The sequence below is a fragment of the Bradyrhizobium sp. P5_C12 genome, assembly GCF_054049735.1.
The window spans coordinates 1-24,140 of sequence record NZ_JBFULU010000014.1 but is presented as its reverse complement, the minus strand read 5'-3'; the positions used below and the strand labels follow the sequence as shown (position 1 = coordinate 24,140).

The following is a 24,140-nucleotide window of genomic DNA, read 5'->3' as shown; positions in this document are numbered from 1 at the left end:
AATTGACCCCGAATCATGGGATTATCGAGCGATGGATGAAACCATGACCGAGACCGTGCAGACCGCGCCTTTTGCGCCCTTCGAGTGGATGCTGTCGGCGCGCTATTTGCGGGCGCGCCGCAAGGAGGGATTCATCTCGGTCATCGCCGGGTTCTCCTTTCTCGGCATCATGCTGGGCGTGGCCACGCTGATCATCGTGATGGCCGTGATGAACGGTTTCCGCAAAGAGCTGCTCGACAAGATTTTGGGCCTCAACGGCCATATCCTGGTTCAGCCGCTGGAGTCGCCCCTGACCGACTGGAAGGACGTCGCCGAGCGCATCAGCCAGGTCCAGGGCATCCGCCTTGCCGCGCCCGTGGTCGACGGCCAGGCGCTGGCGTCCTCGCCCTGGAATGCCTCGGGCGTGCTGGTTCGGGGCATCCGGGCCGATGACCTCAACAACCTCACCTCGATCGCCAAGAACATCAAGCAGGGCTCGCTCGACGGGTTTGACGACGGGCAGGGCGTGGCGATCGGTCGGCGCCTGGCCGATCAGTTGTCGTTGCACGCCGGCGACAGCATCACGCTGGTGGCGCCCAAGGGCGCGGTGACGCCGATGGGCACGACGCCGCGCATAAAACCCTACAAGATCGTCGCGGTGTTCGAGATCGGCATGTCCGAGTATGATCTCGGCTTCGTCTTCATGCCGCTCGCGGAAGCCCAGGCCTATTTCAACCGCAGCAGCGACGTCACCTCGATCGAGGTGTTCACCACCAATCCCGACAAGATCGACGCCTTCCGCAAGGCGGTGACGGAGGCCGCGGGCCGCCCGGTGTTCCTGGTCGATTGGCGGCAGCGCAACTCGACCTTCTTCAACGCGCTCCAGGTCGAGCGCAACGTGATGTTCCTGATCCTGACCATGATCGTGCTGGTCGCCGCCCTCAACATCGTCTCCGGCCTGATCATGCTGGTGAAGGACAAGGGCAGCGACATCGCGATCCTGCGCACGATGGGCGCCTCGCAGGGCTCGATCATGCGGATCTTCCTGATCACGGGTGCTTCGATCGGCGTGGTCGGTACGCTGGTTGGCTTCTTCGTCGGCCTGGTGATCTGTCTCAATATCGAATCGATCCGGCAATTCCTGTCCTGGCTCACCAGCACGGAGCTGTTCTCGCCGGAGCTTTATTTCCTGTCGAAACTGCCCGCGGAGATCGACGTCGGCGAGACCACGGCGGTCGTCATCATGGCGCTGACGCTGTCGTTCCTCGCGACGCTGTATCCGTCCTGGCGCGCCGCGCGCCTCGATCCCGTCGAAGCGCTGCGGTATGAGTGAGGGGCTGATGGAGCAGCAGCAGGGGGCGGAAGATGTACCGGTCATTTATCTCCACGAGATAAGGCGGCAGTACCTGCAGGGCGAGGCGGCGCTGACGATCCTCGACAACGCCAAGCTCGCGCTGTGGGCGGGCCAATCGGTCGCGCTGGTCGCGCCGTCGGGCTCCGGCAAATCGACGCTGCTGCACATCGCAGGCCTGCTCGAGGCGCCCGATTCCGGCGAGGTCTACGTCAATGGCGCGCCGACATCGCAACTGCCCGACATCGAACGCACCCAGCTGCGCCGCACCGATATCGGCTTCGTCTACCAGTCGCACCGGCTGTTGCCGGAGTTCTCGGCGCTCGAGAACGTCATGATGCCGCAGATGATCCGAGGCCTGAAGAAGTCCGAGAGCGTCAAGCGCGCCAAGGAGATCCTGGGCTATCTCGGGCTCGGCGACCGCATCACGCATCGTCCCGCCGAGCTGTCGGGCGGCGAGCAGCAGCGCGTCGCGATCGCGCGCGCGGTCGCCAATGCGCCGCGGGTGCTGTTCGCAGACGAGCCGACCGGCAATCTCGATCCGCACACCGCCGACCACGTCTTCCAGGCCCTGATGCAGCTCGTCAAGGCGACCCGGGTCTCGATGCTGATCGCGACCCACAACATGGAACTCGCAGGCCGCATGGACCGGCGCGTCTCGCTGTCGAACGGCCAGGTGGTCGAGCTCGACTAAAAAAATGCGAAAACAACCCCATGCACAGTAGCCGGCCCCTGCCGGCTACGATCGGGGTGACGCGTTCCAGCTATTTGATATATCCAGCAAATCCGCTGCGGCGGCGCATCGCCGCAGCGGAGCGGTGTTACGGCCGGATCACCGTCAATTTGAACGGCCCGCCATTGGCCGCCGCGTGCGCCACCGCCTCGTTGGCGTGGTCGAGGTCGAAGGCCGTCGTCTCGTATTCGTCGAGCCGCAACAGTCCGGATCGTACCAGCGCGATCAGGCGGCTCGCCGCATCCGGCGGATACATCCAGACGCCGTGGATGGAGATGCAGTTGCGCATGATCCAGGGGTAGGGCAGGTCGAGGCCGGCGCCGCCGGCCATGCCGACGCCGCCCATCAGCACGACGCGGCCGTAGGCGCGCACGGTCATGATGGCCGCACGCACGACGGTCGTGCTCACCGACGGCGGCATGATGTCGAACACGCAGTCGATCGGCCCGGATGCCGCGCGCATCATGCTCTCGCGGTCGTCATTCTCATTGCCGGAGAGCTTCACCGGCTTTACCCGTTCGCCGAAGCGGCGGACGAGGTCGGCGAGGATCTTGTCGTTGCGGCCGGGTGCCACCACGCAGGCGGCGCCCATCGCGAGCGCGACCGACACGGCCGCGCTGCCGAAATTGCCGGTGGCCCCGCTCACCAGCACGGTTTCGCCCGGTTGGAGGTTGGCGGCGAGGAAGCCGCCATAGGGCACCAGCAGCGTCCCCAGCGCGCACCATTGCGTGGCTTCCTCGGACGTGATCGCTCCGAGGGGTTTGACGTTCTCGGTCGGCACCCGCATCTGCTCGGCAAACGAGCCATGGCGAAAATGCTTTTGCAGCAGCATGCCGCCGGGACCGGCGGCCGTTAATCCTTGCAGGGCGATGTCGGGCGCAACCGCATCGTCGCGCGACCGCACCGTCGGGTCGCAGAACACCCAGTCGCCGATCGCGAGCTTGGTCGCATCCGGACCGATCGCGCGCACCCGGCCGATGCCGCCCGGGCCGGGGATGATCGGCAGATCCAGCGCATAGTTGCGCTCGCCGCTGAAAACTTCGTTCATGTAGGACAGCACCCGGGTCGCGACGACGTCGACGATCACCTCGCCGGTGCCAAGCACGGGGGCAGGGACGGTCTCGATCGCAAGCGTCGATCCGAAGGATTTGAGTACGGCGGCTTTCATGGCGGTCACCTCATATTGCGGTGAATGGCATATGCATCCACTTTGAAGGCGCATGAAGGCCTGGTATTATCCTAGTATTCCGTGGACCCTCCATCAGGGCATTCATCATGGCCGACCCCCGTCGCGTCGAATTCGGCGACTTCCTCAGGTCCCGCCGCGAAAAGCTGTCGCCGAAAACCGTCGGGCTGCCCGCGGGCCGGCGGCGGCGCACCGCGGGCCTGCGGCGCGAAGAGGTCGCGCAGCTCGCCGGCATCGGCGTCGACTGGTACATCCGGCTCGAGCAGGGCCGCACCGTCAGCCCGTCGGTCACCACCGTCGATGCGCTGGCCCGCGCGCTGCGGCTGAGCAAGACCGAGCATGCGCATCTCAAGGCACTGGCCCGTGACGGCGACAAGCGCGCGTTCACGCGCGAGATCGTGCCGCCGCCGATCCGGCGGATGATCGAGAGCCTCGATCATCCGGCCTACATCGTCGGGCGCCGCTGGGACGTGCTGGCCTGGAACGCCGCGGCCGAGCAGGTGTTTGCATTCGGCCGGTTGGCCGAGGAGGATCGCAACACGCTGCTCCTGATGATGACCAACAAGCAGACACGAAAAGCTTACGGCGCGGGCTGGGCGGATGTCGCCAAGGGCATGGTAGCGATGTTCCGCGCCACCCACGACGTCTGGGCGGGTGATCCCGCTTTCGCGGAATTGCTGACGCGGCTGCGGCAGGGCAGCCCGGAATTCGTCAAATGGTGGGAGGCGCACGAAATCCGCAGCACCGCCTCGGGCCGCAAGACCATGTCCCATCCCACCCTGGGCGTGCTGCATTTCGAGCACACGAGCTTTCAGGCCAACGACGATCCGGCGCTGAAGCTCGTGATCTACACGCCGGTGTGAGCTGGTCTCGCCCTTCTGACGCGTACCTTATAGGTGATTGCGCGTGTGTCGTATCTACGATGCTCTTGTTAATTGAGTTGGTGCTGATAGAGTTTGAGGAGCCCGCATCGCAAGGACGTCGCCATGAGGTTTTCGTCGAACCTGGTTCTCGCTTGCTCAAGCATTGCGCTGTCGACGTGCGGCCTTAGCGGCACCGCGTTTTCGGCAACCGCACCATCCTCTGGCGGCGCCGCCGTACTTCCGAGCATCACAGTCGAAGCGCCGAGCCAAACACCCAGGCACAGGCATCCGACGCAGCGCGCGACTGTCCGCGTGACAGCGCCGCACCGGACATCACCGACCAGTGAACCCTCACTGACAACAACATTGGCGGCACCGACGTCGGTCATGGCGAAGCTTGCGAGCCTCGAACGGATCTCGGGCAGTTGTGTCGACGGCTGCCAAACGAGCTTCAGGACCGGCAATGCGCCTTGGCGCGGATGCTCGTCTTCCGGCTGGCCCGCGTTGTCGTCAACGTGCAGGAACATCTACCATTTCAAGACCTACGCCGAGTGTACGGGGACCGGAATGTTGCTAGGGTGGCAAAGCCGCGAACTCACTTGGTACTGCACCAGCTTGGCCTTGAAGTAACCGCCCGCTTCCTGGGCGGGCGATCCCGCTTTCGCGGAATTGTTGACGCTGCTGCGGCAGCGCAGTCCGGAATTCGCAGATCCGGCGTTGAAGCTCGTGATCTATACGCCGGTGAAGGAGAGACTGACAAATCGCGGCACGAGAGAGAGGGTCGCGGAGGAGCCGGAATGACGGATCGGCTAAAGCTTGGGGCTCTTCATCGGATTGGTCGCGGTGAACCTCAGAAGCGAGAGCGGCACTCGTTTGATTTCGTAGTCAACGGAGTATCCCTCTTCGAAGCCACTCAAGCTTTCAAATACGACATGTCCGGCTCTCTCTCTGACCCGCAATTCGAACGCGAAGTAGCTCGGCAAATCAATGGAAGTGTGCTTGCTGCGTTGACTTCGGACGTCCCTTTCGGCGGCCACCGTGTAGCTCTGTTCGTCTGCCCGGAGTGCGGCGACTTCGCTTGCGGCGCCATCACCGCTCGTGTTTCTCGAACCGAGCTTGGCGTGCAGTGGTCTGATTTTGCGTACGAAAATGGATATGATGCAGCTTCCAAGCTCGCGCTTGGGCCATTTGAGTTCGCGTGGGCCGCTTACCTAGGCGAAATCGAACGTTCGAAAGCTGATTAAGCGGCAGATGGATACGGCGCTGCAGCGTCCTCGATAGGGGGCTTAAAACCGTGATCGGATTGGGAAGGCCGCCGGCACATGTCCTGCGGCCCCCGCGCTTGATGTGGTTTGCGGGGCGGCGCCCCGACTAGAGATCGATGCTCACGGCGATATTACGGCCCTGTAGTTCGGCAATCTTCATTCCGTCAGCCTGCACTTGCGCAAACTCCGGGTCCTTTGCCACCGCCTCCTGCACTTTGCCGTAAACCTCCCAGCTGGAGTAGCGCGTCGTAACCAGCAATTCTCCTGCCCAGTGACCAGTGTGGAAGCGGGAGAGCCGAAGAAATTCGGCACCATGTTTTTCAAAGATTTTCTTCGCCCGCCGGATAGTCTGGATCAATTCCTCGGGTTTGTCGGTTTTGAAGCGAGTAAATTGAACGATCGGCATGGGGCTACCTCCATATTTGTGTAAAATGTCCAAGAAGCATGCATCGAGCACCGCTTGAGAAGCGATCCTCCAGTTCAATCTCGATGACGGTTCGTCTTCAGTGGCTTGATCTATCGCAAGCGGAAGCAACTCTGCCCTTTCTCGGTGGATGCGCTCGCATCGTCACTGGCAGGCAATGTCTCGCGCGGAATTGCGGCGAAGCGCGATATGGCCGGTCGCTGCGCCCGCTGGCGGGCGTAGTTGCAAATTGAACCGACGGACTCGTGGTGCTATGCTTCAGCTACATCATTCCCATTTTGGTTTGATGCGGCGGGCGATCGGGCTTACGGACTGCCGCCCGTTCATTTGAATTTGGAATACTTGAGCCAATAGCGCCCCGCCTCCGGCTCCGCTTTTTGAGGCCGGTTGGACAATGTTTTTCATTGGCCTCCGTTCTTCCCATTGACTCGGAGGCGGGTTCTTTCGGCCGAAGTTTTGCAACAAGTTGATCTTAGAAATGTCAATTCTGTCGAGCCAAGCGGCTCGCGCCGCACTCAATCACCATCCGAACATGGGGCGGGTCAGCCGTTGCCTGATAGTTGCATTCCTCTGTGCCGCTTCCTTGTTTCAGTTCACGCTTGAGGCGTGGGGACAATGCTCGGCTCGCGACGTCCTGCAGAATCAACTGAAGCTCGGCAAAGTTCGCGCCGTTGATTTGCCGCGGAAATTCATCAGGTCCGCCCGCGATGCTCCGACATGGAAGACGATTGCGATCGGCACCTATGCCAACTCAATTGCGCTGCGCAACAGATTGGATGCCGTGGGTTGCAGCATCGGCGGGCTGGCCGCGGAAGTTCTCGCCCGACCGGCCTTCACCGTCAGTTCCAAGAAGACGGACGTGGAGCTTGTGGCAGTATCCGCGGTCGAGCTTGGCTTCAACACCGATAGCGTGCCTCTGGCCGTCATTTACGCGCGGGCTCGGCAACTCGGCTTTGAACTTGCGGCAGCGGAGGTCGGTCCGCAATTGCGCCTTCAATATCTTGATCAGCCCATGGGTGAATTTCTCATCGTGGGAATGGCGCCAATCAAGACGTGGAGCGGAGAGCCAGTGGTGCTCAACGTGGCCAATGGCGGAGCCGGATTGATCCTGATCGGCCAGGACGGCAGGGATGACGCGGAAATACCGGCGATCTCTCGTTTCCTTTTCGTGCGGTCGCCGGAACGCGTCGACGGACTCGATACGGCAGCCGCTTTCCTGCCACCATGAAGAGAACCACCACATTCGAAACAGACCTGCGCCGATCGTCTTCAAGCACGCGCCGGTTCACCGAACGTTGACTTCCGTCATGCCACCGGATCCTTGGGACGGTTCGAACGGCTTCGGTGATCCGGCGCCAGCGGTGGCGCCGGTCTCACGGGAGCGTTTTGCGGTGGAGCAACGTTGCTTCCTGAGGTGACTTCAGGCGGTGTGCGCCCGGCGTCGCGATAGGCGACGATCCAGATCAGGAAGCCGGCAAGCGCCAGCGCGGCGCCGACCGGACCGGTGGAGGTCCAGCCAAACCCTTCGCGAATGGCAACGCCGCCCAGGAAAGGGCCGAGCGCATTGGCGGTATTGAACGCCGAATGGTTGAGGGCGGCAGCGAGCGCCTGCGCGTCTCCGGCGACATCCATCAGCCGCGTCTGCAGGACGGCTCCGAGCGAAACGCTGGCGCCGATCGCGAAGACGTCGGCCGCAAGCGCCCACGGATTGCCGGCGGCCAGCGGAAAGACCAGCAGCGCGCCCGCTGAAAACAGCAGGATGACGCCCGCCGTCGGCATCAGCGCGCGGTCCGCGAACCGCGGCACGAACAGGTTTCCGAGCGTGGCTCCGATACCGAACACGGCCAGGAAGAACGGAATGACCGCGGTGCTGACCTTGGTGACTTCGATCAGGGTCGTCGCAAGATAGGTGTAGACGGCGAACATGCCGCCGAAGCCGATTGCGCCGATCGCCAGCGTGATCCAGACGCGTCCGCTCCTCAAGGCGGCGAGCTCCCGCAGCGGATCGGACCTGCCGGCCTGGTCGCGCGGCGCGAACAGGGCGCACAGCAGAACCGTGAGCAACGCCAGCAACGACACCAGGGCGAAGCTCGCGCGCCAGCCGACGGCTTGCCCAACCAGATTGGCCAGCGGCACACCGACGATCGTGGCGCAGGTCAGGCCGAGCATCAGGCGGCCGACTGCCTGGGAACGGCGATGTTGTGGAACGAGCGACGCTGCGACCAGCGCGGCGATGCCGAAATAGGCGCCATGCGGCAATCCCGAGACAAAGCGGGCCGCGATCATCCAGCCATAGCCTGGAGCAAGGGCGGTGAGCGCATTGCCGAGCGCAAACACGGCCATCAGAACCAGCAACTGCGTGCGCCGGGCGAACCGCGCGCCCAGCACGGCGATCAGCGGCGCGCCCAGCACCACACCGAGAGCGTACGCGCTGATCGCGTGTCCCGCGGTCGGCTCGTCGACCCGGAGGTCGGCGGCGAAAAACGGCAGCAGGCTCATCGATGCGAACTCGGTGGTTCCGATCGCAAAGCCGCCCATCGCGAGCGAGAACAGGATGATGCCGAGGTGAGGGGGAGCCGAGGTCGAGTTCGCGCGGGGTGAGGTCGCTTGGGGCGAGTTCGTCATGTGTCCTGCATTGGTGGCGTCAACGGGAACCAGCCCAGCGAACGCCGCCACCCCTGCAAGATTTGTCCGTTGTACTTAAACCCGGATCAGGTCGCGTCAACACCGAAACCCCAGCGCAAGGCAGGCCGCATATCAGCCTCCCGATTTGCGTGTGGGGGCGCGGGAGCGTGCAGCCTTTGGGTACGCGATCGTCTTGGGGGCCGCGACCGTCTCGACCGGCTTCAAGCGATCGCTGCTGCGCCCCGGAGCGCGCCGCTTGCGCTTACGGCACCAGCGCGGCCGGAGGCGTTGCGCTGGCGTTCGGCGGCGGAATGGCCGGCCAGGGACCTTTCGGCTTGGCCGCGACCGACGAGCACGCCGCCGCAAGCTGAGTTCGCATCGACGCCAGGCCCGTCAGGTCGATGTCAAATTTCGTGACATCCACCTTTTCGTCCGGCATCGGCGTGGTCCGCCGGACATGGAGGGAGCGGGACGCCATGATCGCCTTGACCATGTCAGGGTCGATACTGCCGCTCCACATCTCGTACTTCGCGGCTCGCACCGGAAAACCTCCGGCTTCCTGGTCCTTGTCGGCGTCCGCGGTCATCATGATCGTACTTTTGCCGACGCTCGCCTCGTCGATCTCGCCCGCGAACATCAGGGGCACACGATTCCTGGTGTCGCAAAACATGCGCCACTCCATCGTCCGGAACGAAGAGCCGCTCTCCTGCTTCATCACCGCAATCTTGCTGATGAACGGCCGCGTTGCCTTTTCCAGCCTCCACATCCCTTCGGCAAACGCTCGCGTGTCGATTCCGAAACGATAGAGCTCGGCTCGCGTCAGCATATGCAGGTTTTCGAACTTCACCGTCCGGATGAGATTGTCGAGCTCGCGGCTGATCCCCATCGCTGCGATGAATGCGGCGCGGTCGCGTTCGGCATTCGCGATCCGGCGCTGCCTGTATTCCGCGACCGCCTGCGGAGCTGGATGCCCGTGAAAGACGAGGACCAGCCTGGAGTTATGGACCGCCAGCGCGGCGTCGGGAGCCACCTCGCGTGATGTCGCCCCGAGAAACAGGTAACCGCAGGCCGAGTTGCACATCGCATGGTAGGTCGTGAGCTCCGCCTCGACCTCGCCGCTTGCGGCCTTCGTCTTCAGGCACGCGGCGTCCACCTGCGTGCCCGCGGCGCATGCCGTCGCAATGGTCCGGCCAACCCGGGCGACCGCCTTGCGACTGCGCAGCAACCGCCCGATGACGTAGGATTGTTCCACGTTTCCGCCGGGCGAGTGGAGGTAGATCGGACGCTGCGTGTCCTTGACGCCGGCGAGGAAGCGGCGAATGCGCGGCGCCGCGTCCTGATCGATCTCGCCCTCGATGGCGATCCAGCGGTCGCAGCCCGGCCCGCACGCGTCAGCTGCCCCCTTGGCAAGATAGATCGTCAGCCTGGACGCAAATCCGGCTTTCTCCGCCGGCGCTCCCTCTGCACGCAATGCGCCCGGGATCGACAGCAAGGCCACGAGAAACAAAATACGGGCGAGCATGAAACGATGGACCGGTGAATAATCGGTACGGACGTTACACGATCATTGGGGCGGTCACAACTTTCGGTGGCACGGCGGAGCGCCGCTTATTTCGCAATGCCGGCTGGCGCGGCTGCGGCGGGGCAGTCCCGGAATTCGTCAAATGGTGGGAAGCGCACGAAATCCGCAGCACCGCCTCGGGCCGCAAGACCATGTCGCACCCCACCAAGGGCGTGCTGCATTTCGAGCACACGAGATTCCAGGCCAATGACGACCCGGTGCTGAAACTCGTGATCTACCTTCCGGTCTCGGGCGGAGACTCACGAGGGCTAGGCACTAGCGTCTGACGGCCACGTTGAAGCAACCCGATGACGCGGCGGCAAAATGCGCCCGCCGCGTCATAGTCGCACCAGCTAATGCGTTGCCAGTTCGAGGTGCCGGCGCAGGCCGGCATTGATCTGGTCGATCGCGGCCTCGGTCGAGGGCACATGGCGCAACGCGTTCAGCGCCACGAAATCGTGAATCGTGCCGTTGTAGCGGACCGCATCGACGCTGACACCCGCCTCCTTCAGCTTGCGGGCATAGGCTTCCCCTTCGTCGCGCAGCGGATCGTTCTCCGCGGTGATGACAAGCGCCGGCGGCAACCCCTTGAGTTCGCTGGTGCTGGCGCGAAGCGGCGACACATAAGGATTGTCGCGGGTTTTCGCGTCGGGCGCGTAGAGGTCCCAGCCGTATTTCATGAATGCGCGCGTCAGGAAGCGGCCGGTCCCGTAAGCGTGGTAGGACGGCGTATCGACGCTCGCGTCGGTCGCCGGAATCAGCAGCACCTGGTAGCTGATTCTGGGGCCGCTGCGATCCTTGGTCATCAAGGAGAGCGCGGCACTCATGTTGCCGCCGACCGAGTTACCGGCAATCGCGATCCGGCTACCGTCCGCGCCAAGCTCCTGTGCATGGCCGCCGACCCACTTCAATGCCGCGTAGCATTCTTCCAGCTGGGTCGGGAATTTGGCCTGCGGCAGCGGCGTATATTCGACGAACACGCCGACCAGTCCGGTGCCGGCCACGAGATCGCGCAGCAGGCGCTGATGGTTCTGGAAATTGCCGACGATCCAGACACCGCCATGGATGAAGAACAACACGCCGGGATTGCTGCTCATTTGCGCGGGCTTCATAATGTAGAGCTTCACCTTGCGGCCTTCCTGGTCGATCGTTCGCTCGCTGGTTGTCACGCCGGTCATGTCGACATCCGTCTGCGATTGCAGCGCGGTGAGAATTTCCTGCGGCTTCGGCTGAGGAAGCTCCCAGAACGGTTTGGAGTCCTTGTTTATGCTGGCGAGGAAGGCGCGAACCTGCGGATCGATCCGCGGGTCGGTGGCGGCGTTGGGCTCTGCGGCGAGGGCTGCCTGTGTCATCATGCTTGCTCCGAGTGTGAGGGCTGCGAGTTTTCGAATTCGGTTCATGGGAATGGATCCTTGTCTGACGGCAATTGTCCGCGATGTTCGGGGCCGTCGACGCACCCGGCTGTGCGACCGCGCAACGGCCCTTCTCACCGCCAGGACGAGCGTTTAAGCTGGTTTGGTGCGTCAATTCCCTGAGTCAGAACTGAGAAGTTCTGAGGATTGCGCGAGCCCGCGGAGACGGCGATGGCAGAACAGGGCCCACGCGCCGTGTACGCGGCGAACGAGTGGGAAATCGATCTTGGCCGGCGCGAGTTGCGGTGCCGAGGTGTCTCCGTTCCCATTGGCAGCCGCGCATTCGAGATATTTGAGATTCTCGTCGAGGCGGGTGGAGAGCTCGTCAGCAAATACCACCTCATCGATCGCGTGTGGCCGGGCGCGGTGGTCGAGGAAAACACTCTCCACTTCCACATCTCCGCCATTCGCAAGGCGTTGGGCGTTGACCGGGCGCTGCTCAACACGGTCTCCGGCCGCGGCTATCGCATGCTCGGCAATTGGACTATCCGGCAGGCAAGCAAGCCGGAGCATCGGACCGATCATTCGGAACGCAAGCCGAGGCAGGCGTTTCGATCCAACGTGCCGATGGCCGGATCGGCCCTGATCGGCCGGAGCGCAGCCACGCAGCATCTGCTCAATGTCTTGTCGGCCTATCGCCTCGTCACGTTGACCGGGCCCGGTGGGATCGGAAAGAGTGCGCTGGCGCTGGAGGTCGCGCGCAGCCTGTTTCCGACATTCGAGGGTGACTGCTGGCTTGTCGAACTGGCTTCACTGTCCGACCCTGGGCTGGTTCCGTCCGCGGTCGTGCCCGTCCTGGGGCTGAAGATCGGCGGCACCGTGATTTCCGCCGAAGCTGTCGCCCGGGCCATCGGCGGCGAGAAACTCCTGCTTGTGCTCGACAATTGCGAGCATCTCGCTGACGCGGCGGCGAGCCTCGCGGAAGCCTTGGTCCGCATGTGCCCGAATGCGTCCGTGCTGGCGACGAGCCGGGAGATCCTGCGGAGCGAGGGCGAGTATGTCTATCGCGTTCCACCGCTGGATGTGCCGCCGCCACGTCTCGAGAGCGCGGTCAATGTCGACGAATACAGCTCCGTCCAGCTCTTCACCACCCGGTTGATGGCGCTCCACTCCGGCTTTTCGGCGAGCGCGGAAAACCTGCCGCTGATTGCCTCGATCTGCCGGCGGCTCGACGGCATCCCGCTTGCCATCGAGTTTGCGGCGGCGCGTGTCGCGGTGCTGGGACTTCAGCAGGTCGCCGAGCGCCTGAACAACCGCTTCAGCCTGCTGACGGCCGGCCGCCGCACGGCGCTGCCGCGGCACCAGACCCTGCGTGCGACGCTGGACTGGAGCTACGAACTGTTGCCGGACGCGGAGCGGACGCTGCTGCAGCGGCTTTCGATTTTCGTGGGCGGATTCACGTTCGAGGCGGCGACCGCCGTGATGGGCGACACCGGCGCGACCGACTCCGCGGTTGCCGAAGGCATTGCGAGCCTGGCGGCCAAATCGCTGGTGTCGCTGGACACGTCGGTGGCGTCGGGCCGCTGGCGATTGCTTGAAACCACCCGGGCCTACGGGCTCGACAAGCTGGACGAGACCGGTGCAACGGACCAGGTGGCTCGTCGCCACACCGAGTTCTTCCGCAGTCTGTTCGCGCCGGCCGCGGTGAGTCCGCGTGTGGCCCTCGACGATCTGCCCCACTACATCAGGGACATCGACAATCTGCGCGCCGCGCTCGATTGGGCGTTCTCCCGCGGTAATAGCGATGGCGGCTTGCGCATCGGACTTGCCGTGGCCGCCGCGCCCGTTCTGCTCGCGACGTCGATGCTGCCCGAATGTCATCGCTGGTCGGAGCGGGCGATTCTCGTTCTTGGCGATGACAGGCGCGGCACCGCTGAAGAAATGCGGCTTCAGGCAGGCCTCGGCTATTCGCTGATGTTTATCCAGGGCGGAAGCGACGCGGCGCGTGCCGCACTGGACCGAAGCCTCCTCATCGCCGAAGAACGTGGCGACATCCTCTACCAGATGTGGCTGATGGTTTCGCTGAACATCTTTCACTCGCGCAAGGGCAACTTCACGATAGCGCTGCAATACGCAAGACGCGGTTCGGCCACGGCCACAATCTTGGGCGACCCGGCGGCAATCGCGCTGGCCCAATTCGGCCTCGGAAATTCACTCCACTTTATCGGCGACCTCGGCGGCGCCAGCGCCGAGCTGGAGGCGGCGCTTCTTCATCGGCCGCGCTCACCGCAGAGCGGCACGACCTATCTCGGCTATGACTACGATATTCTGGCTGCGATCGCCCTGGCAAATACGCTGTGCCTGCAGGGCCATCCGGATCAGGCCGTCGAGCGCGCACGCCGGACAATCAAAGACGCCGAGCGGATCGACGATCCGATCGTTCTGTCCATCGTGTTGCGGCATGCCGTGCTGCTGTTCCTCTGGATCGGCGACCTGCCCTACGCCGAGGAGCTCATCGACTGGTACATCTCGAACGCCCGCTCGCATTCCCTGGCGCCGCAGATCGCGGCCGGGCGCGGCCTCAAGGGGGAGCTGACCATCCGCCGCGGCAACGCACAGGGTGGAGTCGATTTCCTGCAAGGCTGCCTGGAGGAGCTTCGCGCAACGCATTATGGACTGATGATCTCGGCCTTCCACATTTCGCTCGCGGAAGGACTGGCCGCGACCGGACGATTTGCCGAGAGCATGAGAACGGCCGACGACGGCATCAATCTGGTCGAGACCAACGGGGACATGATCAACATGCCCGAGTTGCTGCGCGTAAAGGGTACCGTTCTCTTCTCGATGCCAAAGCCGCGCGTCGACGAGGCTGAAGCGAGCCTCATCCATTCGCTCGAGCTGAGCCGCAAGCAGGGCGCGCGCGCCAGTGAGCTGCGCGCCGCCATCGATCTGGCAAGGCTGATGGAGGCACAAGGCCGGCGCGAGGATGCTCGCGCGCTGCTGCAACCGGTCTACGACCAGTTCGATGAGGGCCTGGACACCGCAGACCTGAAGTCTGCGGCACGCCTGTTGGCGACGTTGCGGTAGCGTCGAACGGGGGGGCTGGCCGTCATTTCAGACTGCGGACAAGATCCGCGATAACGCTGCTATTCAGGGGGCAGCGGATCTTGCGCGAGCCTGATGGGGAGGCGCTAGTCGGCGCGCCTCGCCCGCCGTCCGCCCGTCGGTTTCCCGTGCGCAAAATACGGGTTCACGACACAGGTCGCGGAGCGGCCGACGGCGAGATATCTGCATTGCTCCAGCGAGGCGTAGCGGCAGTCGAAATAGCCGACTTGGCCGTAGATCTGCATGCAGACGGGATAGCTCGGATCATAGGTCTGCGCGCGCGCAGGGACGCTCGCGACGGCCACGCCGATCGCGACGAGGGCGAGGCGAGCGCCGCGCATCTCAGCGCGTCCAATAGCCGGCCGAATAGCCGGGCGTCTGCGCGCGCGGACGATTCTGGTAGGCGTAGGGATCGTCGCTCTGGCCTGCGAAATATGGATTCGCGATGCAGGTCAGCGCGCGGCCCGACGAACTCGCCTGACACTGCGCGTAACTGTCGAACGTGCAGTTGCTCAGCCCCGGCCATTCATCGCCCGTGAGGCAGAACGCATGATGGGTGCCGAAGGCGCGCGCCGGCGTGCTTGCGCTCAGCGCGAGCGCAAATGTGGCGACAATGGGGAGGGCAAACAGTCCACGCATCTTCTTCGATTCTCCAATCACACGATCGTGCGCGCTTCGTTGTCTGGGCGCTTATGTCGCGAATGTGTGTAGAAGACATTGGATACGCTGAAAACTCTTGTTTCAAAGGGTTTCCAGCGCGCGCTGCTAAACGTTCGTTAATGTTGCGCGGCCCTTTGGACCGCACTGTTGCGTCGAGGTTACAGCAATTCCGTCGATCGCTGCTAAGACGACGCCACGGCCCGGGGGCCTACTGAAGAACTGGAACGGGAAAAAAATGAAGAAGAGTTTGTTGCTTGTCACTGCGAGCCTTGTCGCGATCAGCGCGGCTGCTCCGGCGATGGCTGCTGATCTCGCGGCGCGGCCTTACACCAAGGCGCCTGCGATGGTCGCGACGATTTACGACTGGAGCGGCTTCTACATCGGCATCAACGGCGGTGGCGGTTCCGCGCATTCGACCTGGGATCTGGTCGGCGGTGGCCGCGAGGGTTCGCACGACGCGACCGGTGGCACGGTCGGTGGTCAGATCGGCTATCGCTTCCAGTCCGGCCAGTGGGTGTTCGGCGTGGAAGGCCAGGGCAACTGGGCCGACTTCTCCGGCGACAACACCAGCGCGCTGTTCGCGACCCGCAACCGCTCCAAGATCGACTCGTTCGGTCTGATCACCGGTCAGGTCGGTTACGCCTGGAACAACGTGCTCGTCTACGTCAAGGGCGGTGCGGCTGTGGCTGGCGGCAAGTACGAAGTCTTGACCACGGGCGGCGCGCTGCTGTCCTCGAACGACCAGACCCGTTGGGGTGGCACGGTCGGCGCCGGCATCGAGTACGGCTTCGCGCCGAACTGGTCGGTTGGTGTCGAGTACAACCACATCTTCCTGCAGGACAAGGATGTCACCTTCGCGCTGGTGCCCTCGACCGACCGTATCCGTCAGGACGTCGACATGGGCCTCGTCCGCCTGAACTACAAGTTCGGCGGCCCGATGATCGCCCGCTACTGAGACCGATCGCTCCTTTCGAGCGGTTGAGCAAAGCCCCGGCTTCGGCCGGGGCTTTTTTGTTGTGATCATTCAGCGAGTTAACCATCGCGCGTCGAGATCGCCGAGACGGCTTGACTCCCGAGAACGAAATGAGAACAATGTTCTTCATACGTTCTAGCGAGGGAGTAAGCCATGTTCAGGATTTTCGTGGAAGAAGCCGCCGCACTGGCGTCGATCACGTTGTTCGTCGGGATGATCGCGATCTGGGCCCAGGTGATACCCCAGCTCTGATTCCCGCAACTCTGGGTGCGGGCGCCTCTGTCCGCCTTGGGGAAAAGCGGGACGACGCGGCCGATCGGCCGCTCCGGCGTGGACTCCGGCAGCGCGACGCCCCACCATTGTGAGGCGAGTCGGCCCACGCGAGTGCAGGATGCCTCCGGTGCCGGTAACCGCTCCATCCCATCAGCAAGAGGCCGTCACGCGACCATGCCGAGCGCCGGATTTGTCCACCTTCACGTTCACTCGGCCTATTCGCTGCTCAAGGGCTCGATCAAGATCGCCAAGCTCGCCGAGCTTGCCAAGAAGGACCACCAGCCGGCCTTAGCGCTGACCGACACCGACAACATGTTCGGTGCGCTGGAGTTCTCCGACAAGATGGCGGGCTCCGGCATCCAGCCGATCGTCGGCTGCGAGCTCGCGATCGATTTCGGCGACCAGGATCCCAATGCGCGCAACGCGCTGCTGCCGTCGCGCGTGGTGCTGCTGGCGGCGCAGGAGCGCGGCTATCGCAGCCTGATGCGGCTGAACTCGCGCGCGTTCCTGGAGACGCCCGACACCCATGCCTCCCACATCAAGTTCGACTGGCTCGAGGGCGAGACCGAGGGCCTGATCGCGCTTACCGGCGGACCGGACGGGCCGGTCTCGCTGGCGCTTGCCGCCGGCCATTCCGAGCTTGCGGCCGCGCGCTGCGAGCGTCTCGCCAGCCTGTTCGGCGATCGCCTTTATGTCGAGCTGCAGCGCCACGGCCTCGACAAGGAGCGCCGCATCGAGAGCGGGCTGATCGACATCGCCTATGCCAAGGGCCTGGCGCTGGTCGCGACCAACGAGCCGTATTTCGCCGCGACCGACGATTACGAGGCGCATGACGCGCTTTTGTGTATCGCCGGCGGGCGGCTGATCGCCGAGACCGACCGCGTTCAGCTCACCCCCGATCACCGCTTCAAGACCCGCGCCGAGATGGCGGTGCTGTTCGCCGACATTCCGGAGGCTCTCGCTTCGACGGTGGAGATCGCCGAGCGCTGCTCGTTCCGCCCGATGACGCGGAAGCCGATTCTGCCGTTCTTCACGGTCGGCGCCGCCGCCAGCTCCGATGCGGCCTCGGTCGAGGCCGCCGAGTTGAAGCGGCAGGCGGAGGAGGGGCTTGCGAACCGCCTGCGCGTGCACGGCCTGTCGCAGGGCACCACCGAGGAGGACTACAATAAGCGCCTGGCGTTCGAGCTCGACGTCATCATGCGCATGAAGTACGCGGGTTACTTCCTGATCGTCTCCGACTTCATCAAATGGGCGAAGGGCCAGGGCATTCCGGTCGGGCCGGGCCGCGGCTCCGGCGCAGGCTCGCTGGTCGCCTGGGCGCTGACCATCACCGACCTCGATCCGATCAAGTTCGGCCTGCTGTTTGAGCGCTTCCTCAATCCTGAGCGCGTCTCGATGCCGGACTTCGACATCGACTTCTGCCAGGACCGCCGCGGCGAGGTGATCAGGTACGTCCAGGAGCGCTACGGCCGCGACCAGGTCGCGCAGATCATCACCTTCGGTACGCTGCAGGCGCGCGGCGTGCTCCGCGACGTCGGCCGCGTGTTGCAGATGCCCTATGGCCAGGTCGACAAGCTGACGAAGCTGGTGCCGCAGAATCCGGCGGCGCCGGTGACGCTTGCAGCCGCAATCGAGAGCGAGCCGAAGCTCCAGGCGTTCCGCGATGAAGATCCGATCGTGGCGCGCGCCTTCGACATCGCGCAGCGCCTCGAGGGCCTGACGCGCCACGCCTCGACCCACGCGGCCGGCATCGTGATCGGCGATCGGCCCCTGAGCGAACTCGTGCCGATGTACCGCGATCCGAAGTCGGACATGCCGGTGACCCAGTTCAACATGAAATGGGTCGAGCCGGCGGGCCTCGTCAAGTTCGACTTCCTCGGCCTGAAGACGCTGACCGTGCTCGACGTCGCCTGCAAGCTGCTCAAGCCGCGAGACATCCATGTCGATCTCGCCACGCTGCCGATCGACGATGCCGAAAGCTACCAGATGCTGGCGCGCGGCGACGTGGTCGGCGTGTTCCAGGTTGAAAGCCAGGGCATGCGGCGGGCGCTGATCGACATGCGCCCCGACCGCTTCGAGGACATCATCGCGCTGGTCGCGCTGTATCGCCCGGGTCCGATGGCGAACATCCCGACCTATTGCGCGCGCAAGCACGGCGACGAGGAGCCGGAATATCTCCACCCCGTGCTGGAGCCGATCCTCAAAGAAACGTTCGGCGTCATCATCTACCAGGAACAGGTGATGCAGATCGCGCAGGTGATGTCGGGCTACTCGCTCGGCGACGCCGACCTGTTGCGCCGCGCCATGGGCAAGAAGATCCGCGCCGAGATGGACAAGCAGCGCGACATCTTCGTCGCCGGCGCGGTGAAAAACGGCGTGCCGAAGGGGCAGGCCGAGACCATCTTCGAGCTGTTGGCGAAATTCGCCGACTACGGCTTCAACAAGAGCCACGCGGCGGCCTATGCGCTGGTGTCCTACCACACCGCCTACATGAAGGCGCATTATCCGGTGGAGTTCATCGCGGCGTCGATGACGCTCGATCTCAACAACACCGACAAGCTCTCCGAATTCCGCTCCGAGGCGCAGCGCCTCGGCATCAAGGTCGAGCCGCCGAACATCAACCGCTCCGGGGCGACCTTCGAGGTCGGCGACAAGACCATCTACTACGCGCTCGCCGCGCTGAAGGGCGTCGGCCTCCAGGCGGTCGAGCAGATCATCGCGGAGCGGACCAGGAACGGGCTGTTCACGTCGCTTGCCGACTTCGCCGCACGGGTCAATCCGCGCGCGATCAACAAGCGCATCATCGAGAGTCTCGCGGCCGCCGGTGCCTTCGACACGCTGGAGCCCAGCCGCGCGCGCGTCTTTGCTGGCGCGGATGCAGTGCTCGCGGCCTGTCAGCGCTCCCATGAGGCGGCGACCATCGGGCAGAACGACATGTTCGGCGGCGCCGCGGACGCGCCGACCATCATGCTGCCGCAGATCGAGCCCTGGCTGCCGGCCGAGCGGCTGCGCCGAGAATATGACGCGATCGGATTCTTCCTGTCGGGCCATCCGCTCGACGATTACGCCACCGTGCTGAAGCGGCTGCGGGTGCAGAGCTGGGCCGAGTTTTCGCGCGCGGTGAAGACCGGCGCCACCGCCGGCAAGGTCGCGGCCACCGTGGTGTCGCGCATGGAGCGGCGCACCAAGACCGGCAACAAGATGGGCATCATGGGGCTCTCTGATCCCACGGGCCACTTCGAGGCGGTGCTGTTCTCCGAGGGGCTCGCGCAATATCGCGACGTGCTGGAGCCGGGCGCCGCCGTGCTGCTCCAGCTCGGCGCCGAGCTTCAGGGCGAGGACGTCCGCGCCCGCGTGCTGCACGCCGAGCCGCTCGATGACGCCGCCGCCAAGACGCAGAAGGGCCTGCGCATCTTCGTGCGCGACACCAAGCCGCTCGAGTCGATCGCCAAGCGTCTCGCCGGACCCGACATGGCGGCTTCGAACGGCGCGGCGCCAAAAGTCGGCAGTCCCGGCATCGCGCCGCGCGCCAACGGCGACGGCGAGGTCTCGCTGGTGATGATGCTCGACCTCGAGACCGAGGTCGAGATGAAGCTGCCCGGCCGCTTCAAGGTCTCGCCGCAGATCGCGGGCGCCATCAAGGCGGTCGCGGGCGTCGTGGACGTGCAGCAGCTCTAGCAACACGCACGAAGTTGCAGCCGGTTGCATGTTTTGCGCAGGTGATGCTTCGGTGCTGTTGCAACCTGCCGCTGATTCCAGCTAGCATGCTCCTGGGGAAGATCTTGGGGACGTGATGTTACTGCGTGGGCTGGTGTTGCTCATCGCCGCCGCATTGCTGTGCGGCTGCGAGACGGCGAGAAGTGGGCTTGGTTATTCGGAGACGGTGCGAAAGATCGGTCCGCCGAAAGCGGGGCAGGCGCGCGTCGTCGTGTTTCGCGAGAAGGGCTTTGGCGGCATCGGCGATCCGGACTGGGTATTTTCCCTCGACGGTACGCCGATCAAGGGCCTGAAGACCGGGACATATGTTTATGTCGATCGCCCGGCGGGCCAACACCAGTTCGTGGCCGAAGAGGTGGCGCTCGGCGTCACACGCGTCGACTTCTCGGCTCAATCCGGCCAGACCGTGTTCTTCGTCGCGCGCCTCAGTGAGCGCAAGACCGCCATGATCGCAAACGCGAGCACCGGATTGCTCGGCTGGGGTCTCACCCTTGCGATGACCTCCGGTTATAAAAATCAGGGGCCGCTGGATTTCCTCGCCCTGGACGAACCGGCCGCGAGGACGACGATCGCTGAGCTCCGGCTGGCGCAATAGGCGGCGCGCGCAAGTCTTGCCCGCAAAGTCTTGCCCACAAGTCTTGGCGAACACATCGTTCCGGCTACGCCTAGAAGTTTAGGTGCCGAGCGCGCCATCATTTGTGGTTTAGTCACATCACCGCGGCTATGATCGCGGCGATACTGATCGTCCACCGCCGGGAGGAAACGTGAATGTGCGACAAATGCTCTGAAAATCTGCAGCACCAAATCGGGCCATCGCGGCGGTCCGCGATGCTGCTTGCCGCCTCTGCGCTGAGCGTAGCCTTCGCCGGCAGGGCCTTCGCCAAGGAGGCCAAGGCGCCGCCCAAGCCGCAGAACGTGCTGGCGCCGGATGCCGCATTGAAGCGGCTGATGGAGGGCAATGCGCGCTACGTCGACGGCGTGTCGCGGCGCCATGATTTCAAGCACGAGCGCGAGGCGCTGGCCGGCGGCCAGAACCCGTTCGCGGCGGTGCTGAGCTGCGCCGATTCCCGCATCGCGCCGGAATACGCCTTCGACAGCGGCCGTGGCGATCTCTTCGTCTGCCGCGTCGCCGGAAACTTTGCCGGCGTTGAGACCATTGCCAGCATGGAATATGCGGTCGCCGTGCTCAACGCACCGCTGATCCTGGTGCTGGGTCATGACAGTTGCGGCGCCGTCGATGCGACGCTGAAGGCGATCAAGGACAACACGTCGCCGCCCGGCCACATCCCTTCGCTGGTCGATGCGATCGCGCCTGCCGCAAAAGCTGCGATGCAGCAGGGCGGGGACGTGCTCAACAAGGCGATCCGGCAGAACGTGATCGACAATGTCGCCAAGCTGAAGTCGGCCGCGCCGATCCTCAATGCGGCCGTGGAGCAGGGCAAGGTGAAGGTCGTGGGCGGCATCTACCGGCTCACGACGGGGACGGTCGATCTGATCGCGCAGGGCTGAAGCACCTGCCTGAACCTCGCGCCGGTTCGCGCGGCGCGAGGCTGACGTGGCGCTGACGGCAGGCGTGACCCGGCCATGCCGCCGCCTCAATCCAAGCTTCTCGTTCAAGCGCCGTTCAGGCAGCCGCGCGTCTCATGGGCGGTGAATCTCAACAGCAAGAGCGGGCAAGCAAGCCATGCGTGGGACACACAAGGTCTTCATCTGCTTTCTCCTGCCGATCCTGCTCGTCGCGGGTGCGCTCGTTCCGGCGCGCGCGCAGCAGCCGGAAAAGCGCATCGCGCTCGTGGTCGGCAACGGCGCCTATGCCAAGTCGCCGCTGGCGACGACCGCGAACGATGCCGGCCTGATCGCGCAGACCCTGCAAGCGGCGGGCTTCGACGTGGTCGGCGCGCGCGATCTCGACGCCGACACGCTGCGCAAGAGTTTTCGCGATTTCATCCAGAAGGCGCAGGCCTCGGGGCCGGGGACCGTCGCGATGGTCTATCTGGCCGGCTATGGCGTCCAGCTCGCCGGTGAGAACTATTTCATCCCGGTCGATTCCAACATCACCCGCGACACCGACGTTCCGACCGAAGCCCTGCGCGTCGGCGACTATCTGCGCCAGCTCGCCGCCATTCCGCTTAAGGCCAATATCGTCGTGCTCGACGCTGGCCGCGCGCAGCCGTTCATCGAGGGCGGCCAGCCGATCGCGAGCGGACTTGCGCTGGTCGAGCCCGACGCCAACGCGCTGATCGCGTTCAACGCCGCGCCCGGCACGGTGGCCCCCGAGGAGCCCGGACCTTACGGCATCTATGCGCAGTCGCTGGCCGAGATGATCCGCACCGGCGGCCTGTCGCTGCCGGAGGTGTTCGACCGCGTCCGCCTGCGCGTCAACGAAGCCAGCAAGGGCGCGCAGGTGCCTTGGGACGAGCAGAAGATCAGCGCGCAATTCTCGTTCTTCGATCGCGCGCCCGACGCGCCGCCGCCGCAGTCGACGCCGGACCAGGTCGCCGCGATCCGCAACAAGCCGATCCGCGATCTCGGCGCACAGGATGCCTACGCGGCCGCGCTCGAGCGCGACACGCTGCCGGCCTATGAGGAGTTTCTCGGCGCCTATCCGAATGATCCGATGTCCAGGCGCGTGATGGCGATCGTGGCGGCGCGCCGCGAGGCGATCACGTGGCGGCGCACCTATCGGAACGACACGCCGGAGGCTTACTGGTCGTATCTGCGCCGCTATCCGCGCGGGCCGCATGCGGGCGATGCGCGCCGCCGCCTCGCGATCCTGACGGCGCCGGTCGAGCCGCCGCCGAGCTTTGCGATGATCGACTACGACGTGCCGCCTCCGCCGCCGGAAGAGGTGGTCTATGTCGACCGTCCCGTGCTGTATTTCAGCGACCCTGATTTTGGCTTCGCGCCGCCACCGCCGCCGCCGGTCTATTATCTGCCGCCGCCGCCGCCGGATTTCGTCGTGCTCGAGCCGCCGCTGCCCGTGGTCGGCCTGTTCGTGCTGCCGCAGCCGATGTTCGTGCCGATCCCGGTGTTCGTCAGGCCGCCGCTCTATGTCGCGCCGCCGCCGAACAACATCATCTACGCCAACATCCACAACACCACGGTCATCAACACGGTGATCAACCGGCCGCCGGCACCACCGCCCCCGGCCGTGGGAGGAGGGCCGGCAGGACCCGGGCAGGGCATCCTGGCGCCGGCCGTTGCCGGCCGCGCCAACCCGGTGGGCCCGGCCGTACCGCTGGCGGTCACGCAGCGCGCCGCGCTGATCCAGCAGGGCAAGGCGCCGATGCCGCAGAGCGCGACGATCCAGCCGACGGCGAGGCCGGGGATACCTCCCGGGACGCCGGCCAATGTCGCGCCGACCGGAACGCCCCCCGTCGCACCGCCGACCAAGCTGCCGCAGGCCAACACGCTGCCGGCGCCCGGTACGCCGCCTCTGGCTCCGGGGGTAGGGCCGACATCACCTTCGGCCGCAGCTCCGAATGGCAAGCCGGCGCCGACCGCAACCGCTCCTGCGGCCAATGCGCCGCCGGCGCAGGCCAACGCGCCCACAGCGGCTCCAGCGCCAGGGCAGCCGAAGCAGCCGGACGCGCACGCGCTTCCGGTTCCCGGTACCCTTGGAACGCCGCCTGTGCCCGGTCGAAACGGTCCGCCGTCCGCCGCCCAGACGCCCGGTAGCCTGACGCCTGGCGGCAAGCCTGCGCCAAATGCGCCGGCGCCGACCGCTGCGGCGCCGGCCACGGCAACCCCGCCGACTCCTGGAACGCCGCCCGTGCCCGGTCGAACCGGTCCGCCGTCCGCCGCCCAGACGCCCGGTAGCCTGGCGCCTGGCGGCAAGCCTGGGCCAAATGCGCCGGCGCCGACCGCTGCGGTGCCACCCACCGCAACCCCGCCGGCCCCTGGAAGGCCGCCCGGACCGGGCCACGCCGCTGTGCCGCCGCCGGCGCCCGCGGCCACCAGGCCGGCCGCACCCTCGGTCAGACCGGCGGCTCCGCCGCCACCGCCGGTGGCCCGGCAGCAGCCGAGGCCCGAGCCGCCGCGCGCCGCCGCGCCGGCGCCGCATCCGCAGGTCA

At 65.1% G+C, this 24,140-nt stretch carries 20 protein-coding genes; 12 read left to right on the top strand and 8 right to left on the bottom strand.

Translation table 11 applies throughout. The features are described 5' to 3' along the window. Positions 1 to 31: 31 nt before the first annotated feature. Together ACXJMY_RS14960 and ACXJMY_RS14955 are read left to right on the top strand one after the other, a co-directional pair. On the top strand, positions 32 to 1,312 hold the full coding sequence (locus tag ACXJMY_RS14960; RefSeq protein WP_456620111.1) for a lipoprotein-releasing ABC transporter permease subunit: 1,281 nt from the start codon (positions 32 to 34) through the stop codon (positions 1,310 to 1,312). A gap of 7 nt (positions 1,313 to 1,319) precedes the next feature. Further along, on the top strand, positions 1,320 to 2,024 hold the full coding sequence (locus ACXJMY_RS14955) for an ABC transporter ATP-binding protein (RefSeq protein WP_456620226.1): 705 nt from the start codon (positions 1,320 to 1,322) through the stop codon (positions 2,022 to 2,024). 127 nt (positions 2,025 to 2,151) lie between these two features. Here ACXJMY_RS14955 and ACXJMY_RS14950 read toward each other — a convergent pair whose 3' ends face one another. Then, positions 2,152 to 3,231 (bottom strand): alcohol dehydrogenase catalytic domain-containing protein, encoded by a 1,080-nt coding sequence (locus ACXJMY_RS14950; protein ID WP_456620110.1) that lies wholly within the window; start codon positions 3,229 to 3,231, stop codon positions 2,152 to 2,154. 107 nt (positions 3,232 to 3,338) lie between these two features. On the opposite strand from ACXJMY_RS14950, the gene ACXJMY_RS14945 reads away from it, so the two are divergent. Further along, positions 3,339 to 4,112, top strand: coding sequence for a helix-turn-helix transcriptional regulator (locus tag ACXJMY_RS14945; protein ID WP_456620109.1), 774 nt, complete (start codon positions 3,339 to 3,341; stop codon positions 4,110 to 4,112). 68 nt (positions 4,113 to 4,180) lie between these two features. On the opposite strand, the gene ACXJMY_RS14940 is transcribed toward ACXJMY_RS14945, so the two are convergent. Further along, positions 4,181 to 4,639 (bottom strand): hypothetical protein, encoded by a 459-nt coding sequence (locus ACXJMY_RS14940; protein WP_456620108.1) that lies wholly within the window; start codon positions 4,637 to 4,639, stop codon positions 4,181 to 4,183. Between the two features lie 270 nt (positions 4,640 to 4,909). Between ACXJMY_RS14940 and ACXJMY_RS14935 the strand changes: the two genes are divergently transcribed. Further along, complete coding sequence (locus ACXJMY_RS14935; RefSeq protein WP_456620107.1) at positions 4,910 to 5,356, top strand: hypothetical protein; 447 nt, start codon at positions 4,910 to 4,912, stop codon at positions 5,354 to 5,356. Between the two features lie 127 nt (positions 5,357 to 5,483). On the opposite strand, the gene ACXJMY_RS14930 is transcribed toward ACXJMY_RS14935, so the two are convergent. Continuing rightward, positions 5,484 to 5,783 (bottom strand): hypothetical protein, encoded by a 300-nt coding sequence (locus ACXJMY_RS14930; RefSeq protein WP_456620106.1) that lies wholly within the window; start codon positions 5,781 to 5,783, stop codon positions 5,484 to 5,486. A 496-nt stretch (positions 5,784 to 6,279) separates the two neighbouring features. Here ACXJMY_RS14930 and ACXJMY_RS14925 point away from each other — a divergent pair, with 496 nt between their 5' ends. Then, complete coding sequence (locus ACXJMY_RS14925; RefSeq protein WP_456620105.1) at positions 6,280 to 7,029, top strand: hypothetical protein; 750 nt, start codon at positions 6,280 to 6,282, stop codon at positions 7,027 to 7,029. 77 nt (positions 7,030 to 7,106) lie between these two features. On the opposite strand, the gene ACXJMY_RS14920 is transcribed toward ACXJMY_RS14925, so the two are convergent. Both ACXJMY_RS14920 and ACXJMY_RS14915 read right to left on the bottom strand, forming a co-directional pair. Continuing rightward, positions 7,107 to 8,426 (bottom strand): MFS transporter, encoded by a 1,320-nt coding sequence (locus tag ACXJMY_RS14920; protein WP_456620104.1) that lies wholly within the window; start codon positions 8,424 to 8,426, stop codon positions 7,107 to 7,109. 262 nt (positions 8,427 to 8,688) lie between these two features. Then, positions 8,689 to 9,948 (bottom strand): hypothetical protein, encoded by a 1,260-nt coding sequence (locus ACXJMY_RS14915; protein ID WP_456620103.1) that lies wholly within the window; start codon positions 9,946 to 9,948, stop codon positions 8,689 to 8,691. Between the two features lie 14 nt (positions 9,949 to 9,962). On the opposite strand from ACXJMY_RS14915, the gene ACXJMY_RS14910 reads away from it, so the two are divergent. After that, a complete protein-coding gene (locus ACXJMY_RS14910) occupies positions 9,963 to 10,274 on the top strand; it encodes an MmyB family transcriptional regulator (RefSeq protein ID WP_456620102.1) in 312 nt (103 codons plus the stop codon). A 66-nt stretch (positions 10,275 to 10,340) separates the two neighbouring features. Here the strand turns inward: ACXJMY_RS14910 and ACXJMY_RS14905 are convergent, their stop codons facing one another. Beyond that, positions 10,341 to 11,339: an alpha/beta hydrolase gene (locus tag ACXJMY_RS14905; RefSeq protein WP_456620101.1), complete on the bottom strand. Its 999-nt coding sequence runs from the start codon at positions 11,337 to 11,339 to the stop codon at positions 10,341 to 10,343. A gap of 231 nt (positions 11,340 to 11,570) precedes the next feature. On the opposite strand from ACXJMY_RS14905, the gene ACXJMY_RS14900 reads away from it, so the two are divergent. Then, entirely contained in the window at positions 11,571 to 14,426 is a 2,856-nt protein-coding gene (locus ACXJMY_RS14900) for an ATP-binding protein (RefSeq protein ID WP_456620100.1), read from the top strand. Between the two features lie 104 nt (positions 14,427 to 14,530). Here ACXJMY_RS14900 and ACXJMY_RS14895 read toward each other — a convergent pair whose 3' ends face one another. Both ACXJMY_RS14895 and ACXJMY_RS14890 read right to left on the bottom strand, forming a co-directional pair. Then, positions 14,531 to 14,785 (bottom strand): DUF3551 domain-containing protein, encoded by a 255-nt coding sequence (locus ACXJMY_RS14895; RefSeq protein WP_456620099.1) that lies wholly within the window; start codon positions 14,783 to 14,785, stop codon positions 14,531 to 14,533. A 1-nt stretch (position 14,786) separates the two neighbouring features. After that, positions 14,787 to 15,083, bottom strand: a complete 297-nt coding sequence (locus ACXJMY_RS14890) for a DUF3551 domain-containing protein (RefSeq protein ID WP_456620098.1) — start codon at positions 15,081 to 15,083, stop codon at positions 14,787 to 14,789. 256 nt (positions 15,084 to 15,339) lie between these two features. Here ACXJMY_RS14890 and ACXJMY_RS14885 point away from each other — a divergent pair, with 256 nt between their 5' ends. The 5 genes from ACXJMY_RS14885 to ACXJMY_RS14865 form a co-directional block, all read left to right on the top strand. Beyond that, entirely contained in the window at positions 15,340 to 16,059 is a 720-nt protein-coding gene (locus tag ACXJMY_RS14885) for an outer membrane protein (protein ID WP_456620097.1), read from the top strand. Positions 16,060 to 16,524: 465 nt separating this feature from the next. Next, positions 16,525 to 20,028, top strand: a complete 3,504-nt coding sequence (gene dnaE / locus ACXJMY_RS14880; protein WP_456620096.1) for a DNA polymerase III subunit alpha — start codon at positions 16,525 to 16,527, stop codon at positions 20,026 to 20,028. A 133-nt stretch (positions 20,029 to 20,161) separates the two neighbouring features. Then, positions 20,162 to 20,662 (top strand): hypothetical protein, encoded by a 501-nt coding sequence (locus ACXJMY_RS14875; RefSeq protein WP_456620225.1) that lies wholly within the window; start codon positions 20,162 to 20,164, stop codon positions 20,660 to 20,662. A gap of 173 nt (positions 20,663 to 20,835) precedes the next feature. Next, positions 20,836 to 21,576, top strand: coding sequence for a carbonic anhydrase (locus tag ACXJMY_RS14870; RefSeq protein WP_456620095.1), 741 nt, complete (start codon positions 20,836 to 20,838; stop codon positions 21,574 to 21,576). Positions 21,577 to 21,751: 175 nt separating this feature from the next. Beyond that, a partial coding sequence (locus tag ACXJMY_RS14865; RefSeq protein ID WP_456620094.1) for a caspase family protein occupies positions 21,752 to 24,140 on the top strand: 2,389 nt, incomplete at its 3' end.

Bases quoted from the DNA above. Each gene is read 5' to 3' on its own strand.
- ACXJMY_RS14960 (WP_456620111.1), top strand. From the start codon at position 32: ATGGATGAAACCATGACCGAGACCGTGCAGACCGCGCCTTTTGCGCCC.
- ACXJMY_RS14955 (WP_456620226.1), top strand. From the start codon at position 1,320: ATGGAGCAGCAGCAGGGGGCGGAAGATGTACCGGTCATTTATCTCCAC.
- ACXJMY_RS14950 (WP_456620110.1), bottom strand. From the start codon at position 3,231: ATGAAAGCCGCCGTACTCAAATCCTTCGGATCGACGCTTGCGATCGAG.
- ACXJMY_RS14945 (WP_456620109.1), top strand. From the start codon at position 3,339: ATGGCCGACCCCCGTCGCGTCGAATTCGGCGACTTCCTCAGGTCCCGC.
- ACXJMY_RS14940 (WP_456620108.1), bottom strand. From the start codon at position 4,639: ATGTTCCTGCACGTTGACGACAACGCGGGCCAGCCGGAAGACGAGCAT.
- ACXJMY_RS14935 (WP_456620107.1), top strand. From the start codon at position 4,910: ATGACGGATCGGCTAAAGCTTGGGGCTCTTCATCGGATTGGTCGCGGT.
- ACXJMY_RS14930 (WP_456620106.1), bottom strand. From the start codon at position 5,783: ATGCCGATCGTTCAATTTACTCGCTTCAAAACCGACAAACCCGAGGAA.
- ACXJMY_RS14925 (WP_456620105.1), top strand. From the start codon at position 6,280: ATGTCAATTCTGTCGAGCCAAGCGGCTCGCGCCGCACTCAATCACCAT.
- ACXJMY_RS14920 (WP_456620104.1), bottom strand. From the start codon at position 8,426: ATGACGAACTCGCCCCAAGCGACCTCACCCCGCGCGAACTCGACCTCG.
- ACXJMY_RS14915 (WP_456620103.1), bottom strand. From the start codon at position 9,948: ATGCTCGCCCGTATTTTGTTTCTCGTGGCCTTGCTGTCGATCCCGGGC.
- ACXJMY_RS14905 (WP_456620101.1), bottom strand. From the start codon at position 11,339: ATGACACAGGCAGCCCTCGCCGCAGAGCCCAACGCCGCCACCGACCCG.
- ACXJMY_RS14900 (WP_456620100.1), top strand. From the start codon at position 11,571: ATGGCAGAACAGGGCCCACGCGCCGTGTACGCGGCGAACGAGTGGGAA.
- ACXJMY_RS14895 (WP_456620099.1), bottom strand. From the start codon at position 14,785: ATGCGCGGCGCTCGCCTCGCCCTCGTCGCGATCGGCGTGGCCGTCGCG.
- ACXJMY_RS14890 (WP_456620098.1), bottom strand. From the start codon at position 15,083: ATGCGTGGACTGTTTGCCCTCCCCATTGTCGCCACATTTGCGCTCGCG.
- ACXJMY_RS14885 (WP_456620097.1), top strand. From the start codon at position 15,340: ATGAAGAAGAGTTTGTTGCTTGTCACTGCGAGCCTTGTCGCGATCAGC.
- dnaE (WP_456620096.1), top strand. From the start codon at position 16,525: ATGCCGAGCGCCGGATTTGTCCACCTTCACGTTCACTCGGCCTATTCG.
- ACXJMY_RS14870 (WP_456620095.1), top strand. From the start codon at position 20,836: ATGTGCGACAAATGCTCTGAAAATCTGCAGCACCAAATCGGGCCATCG.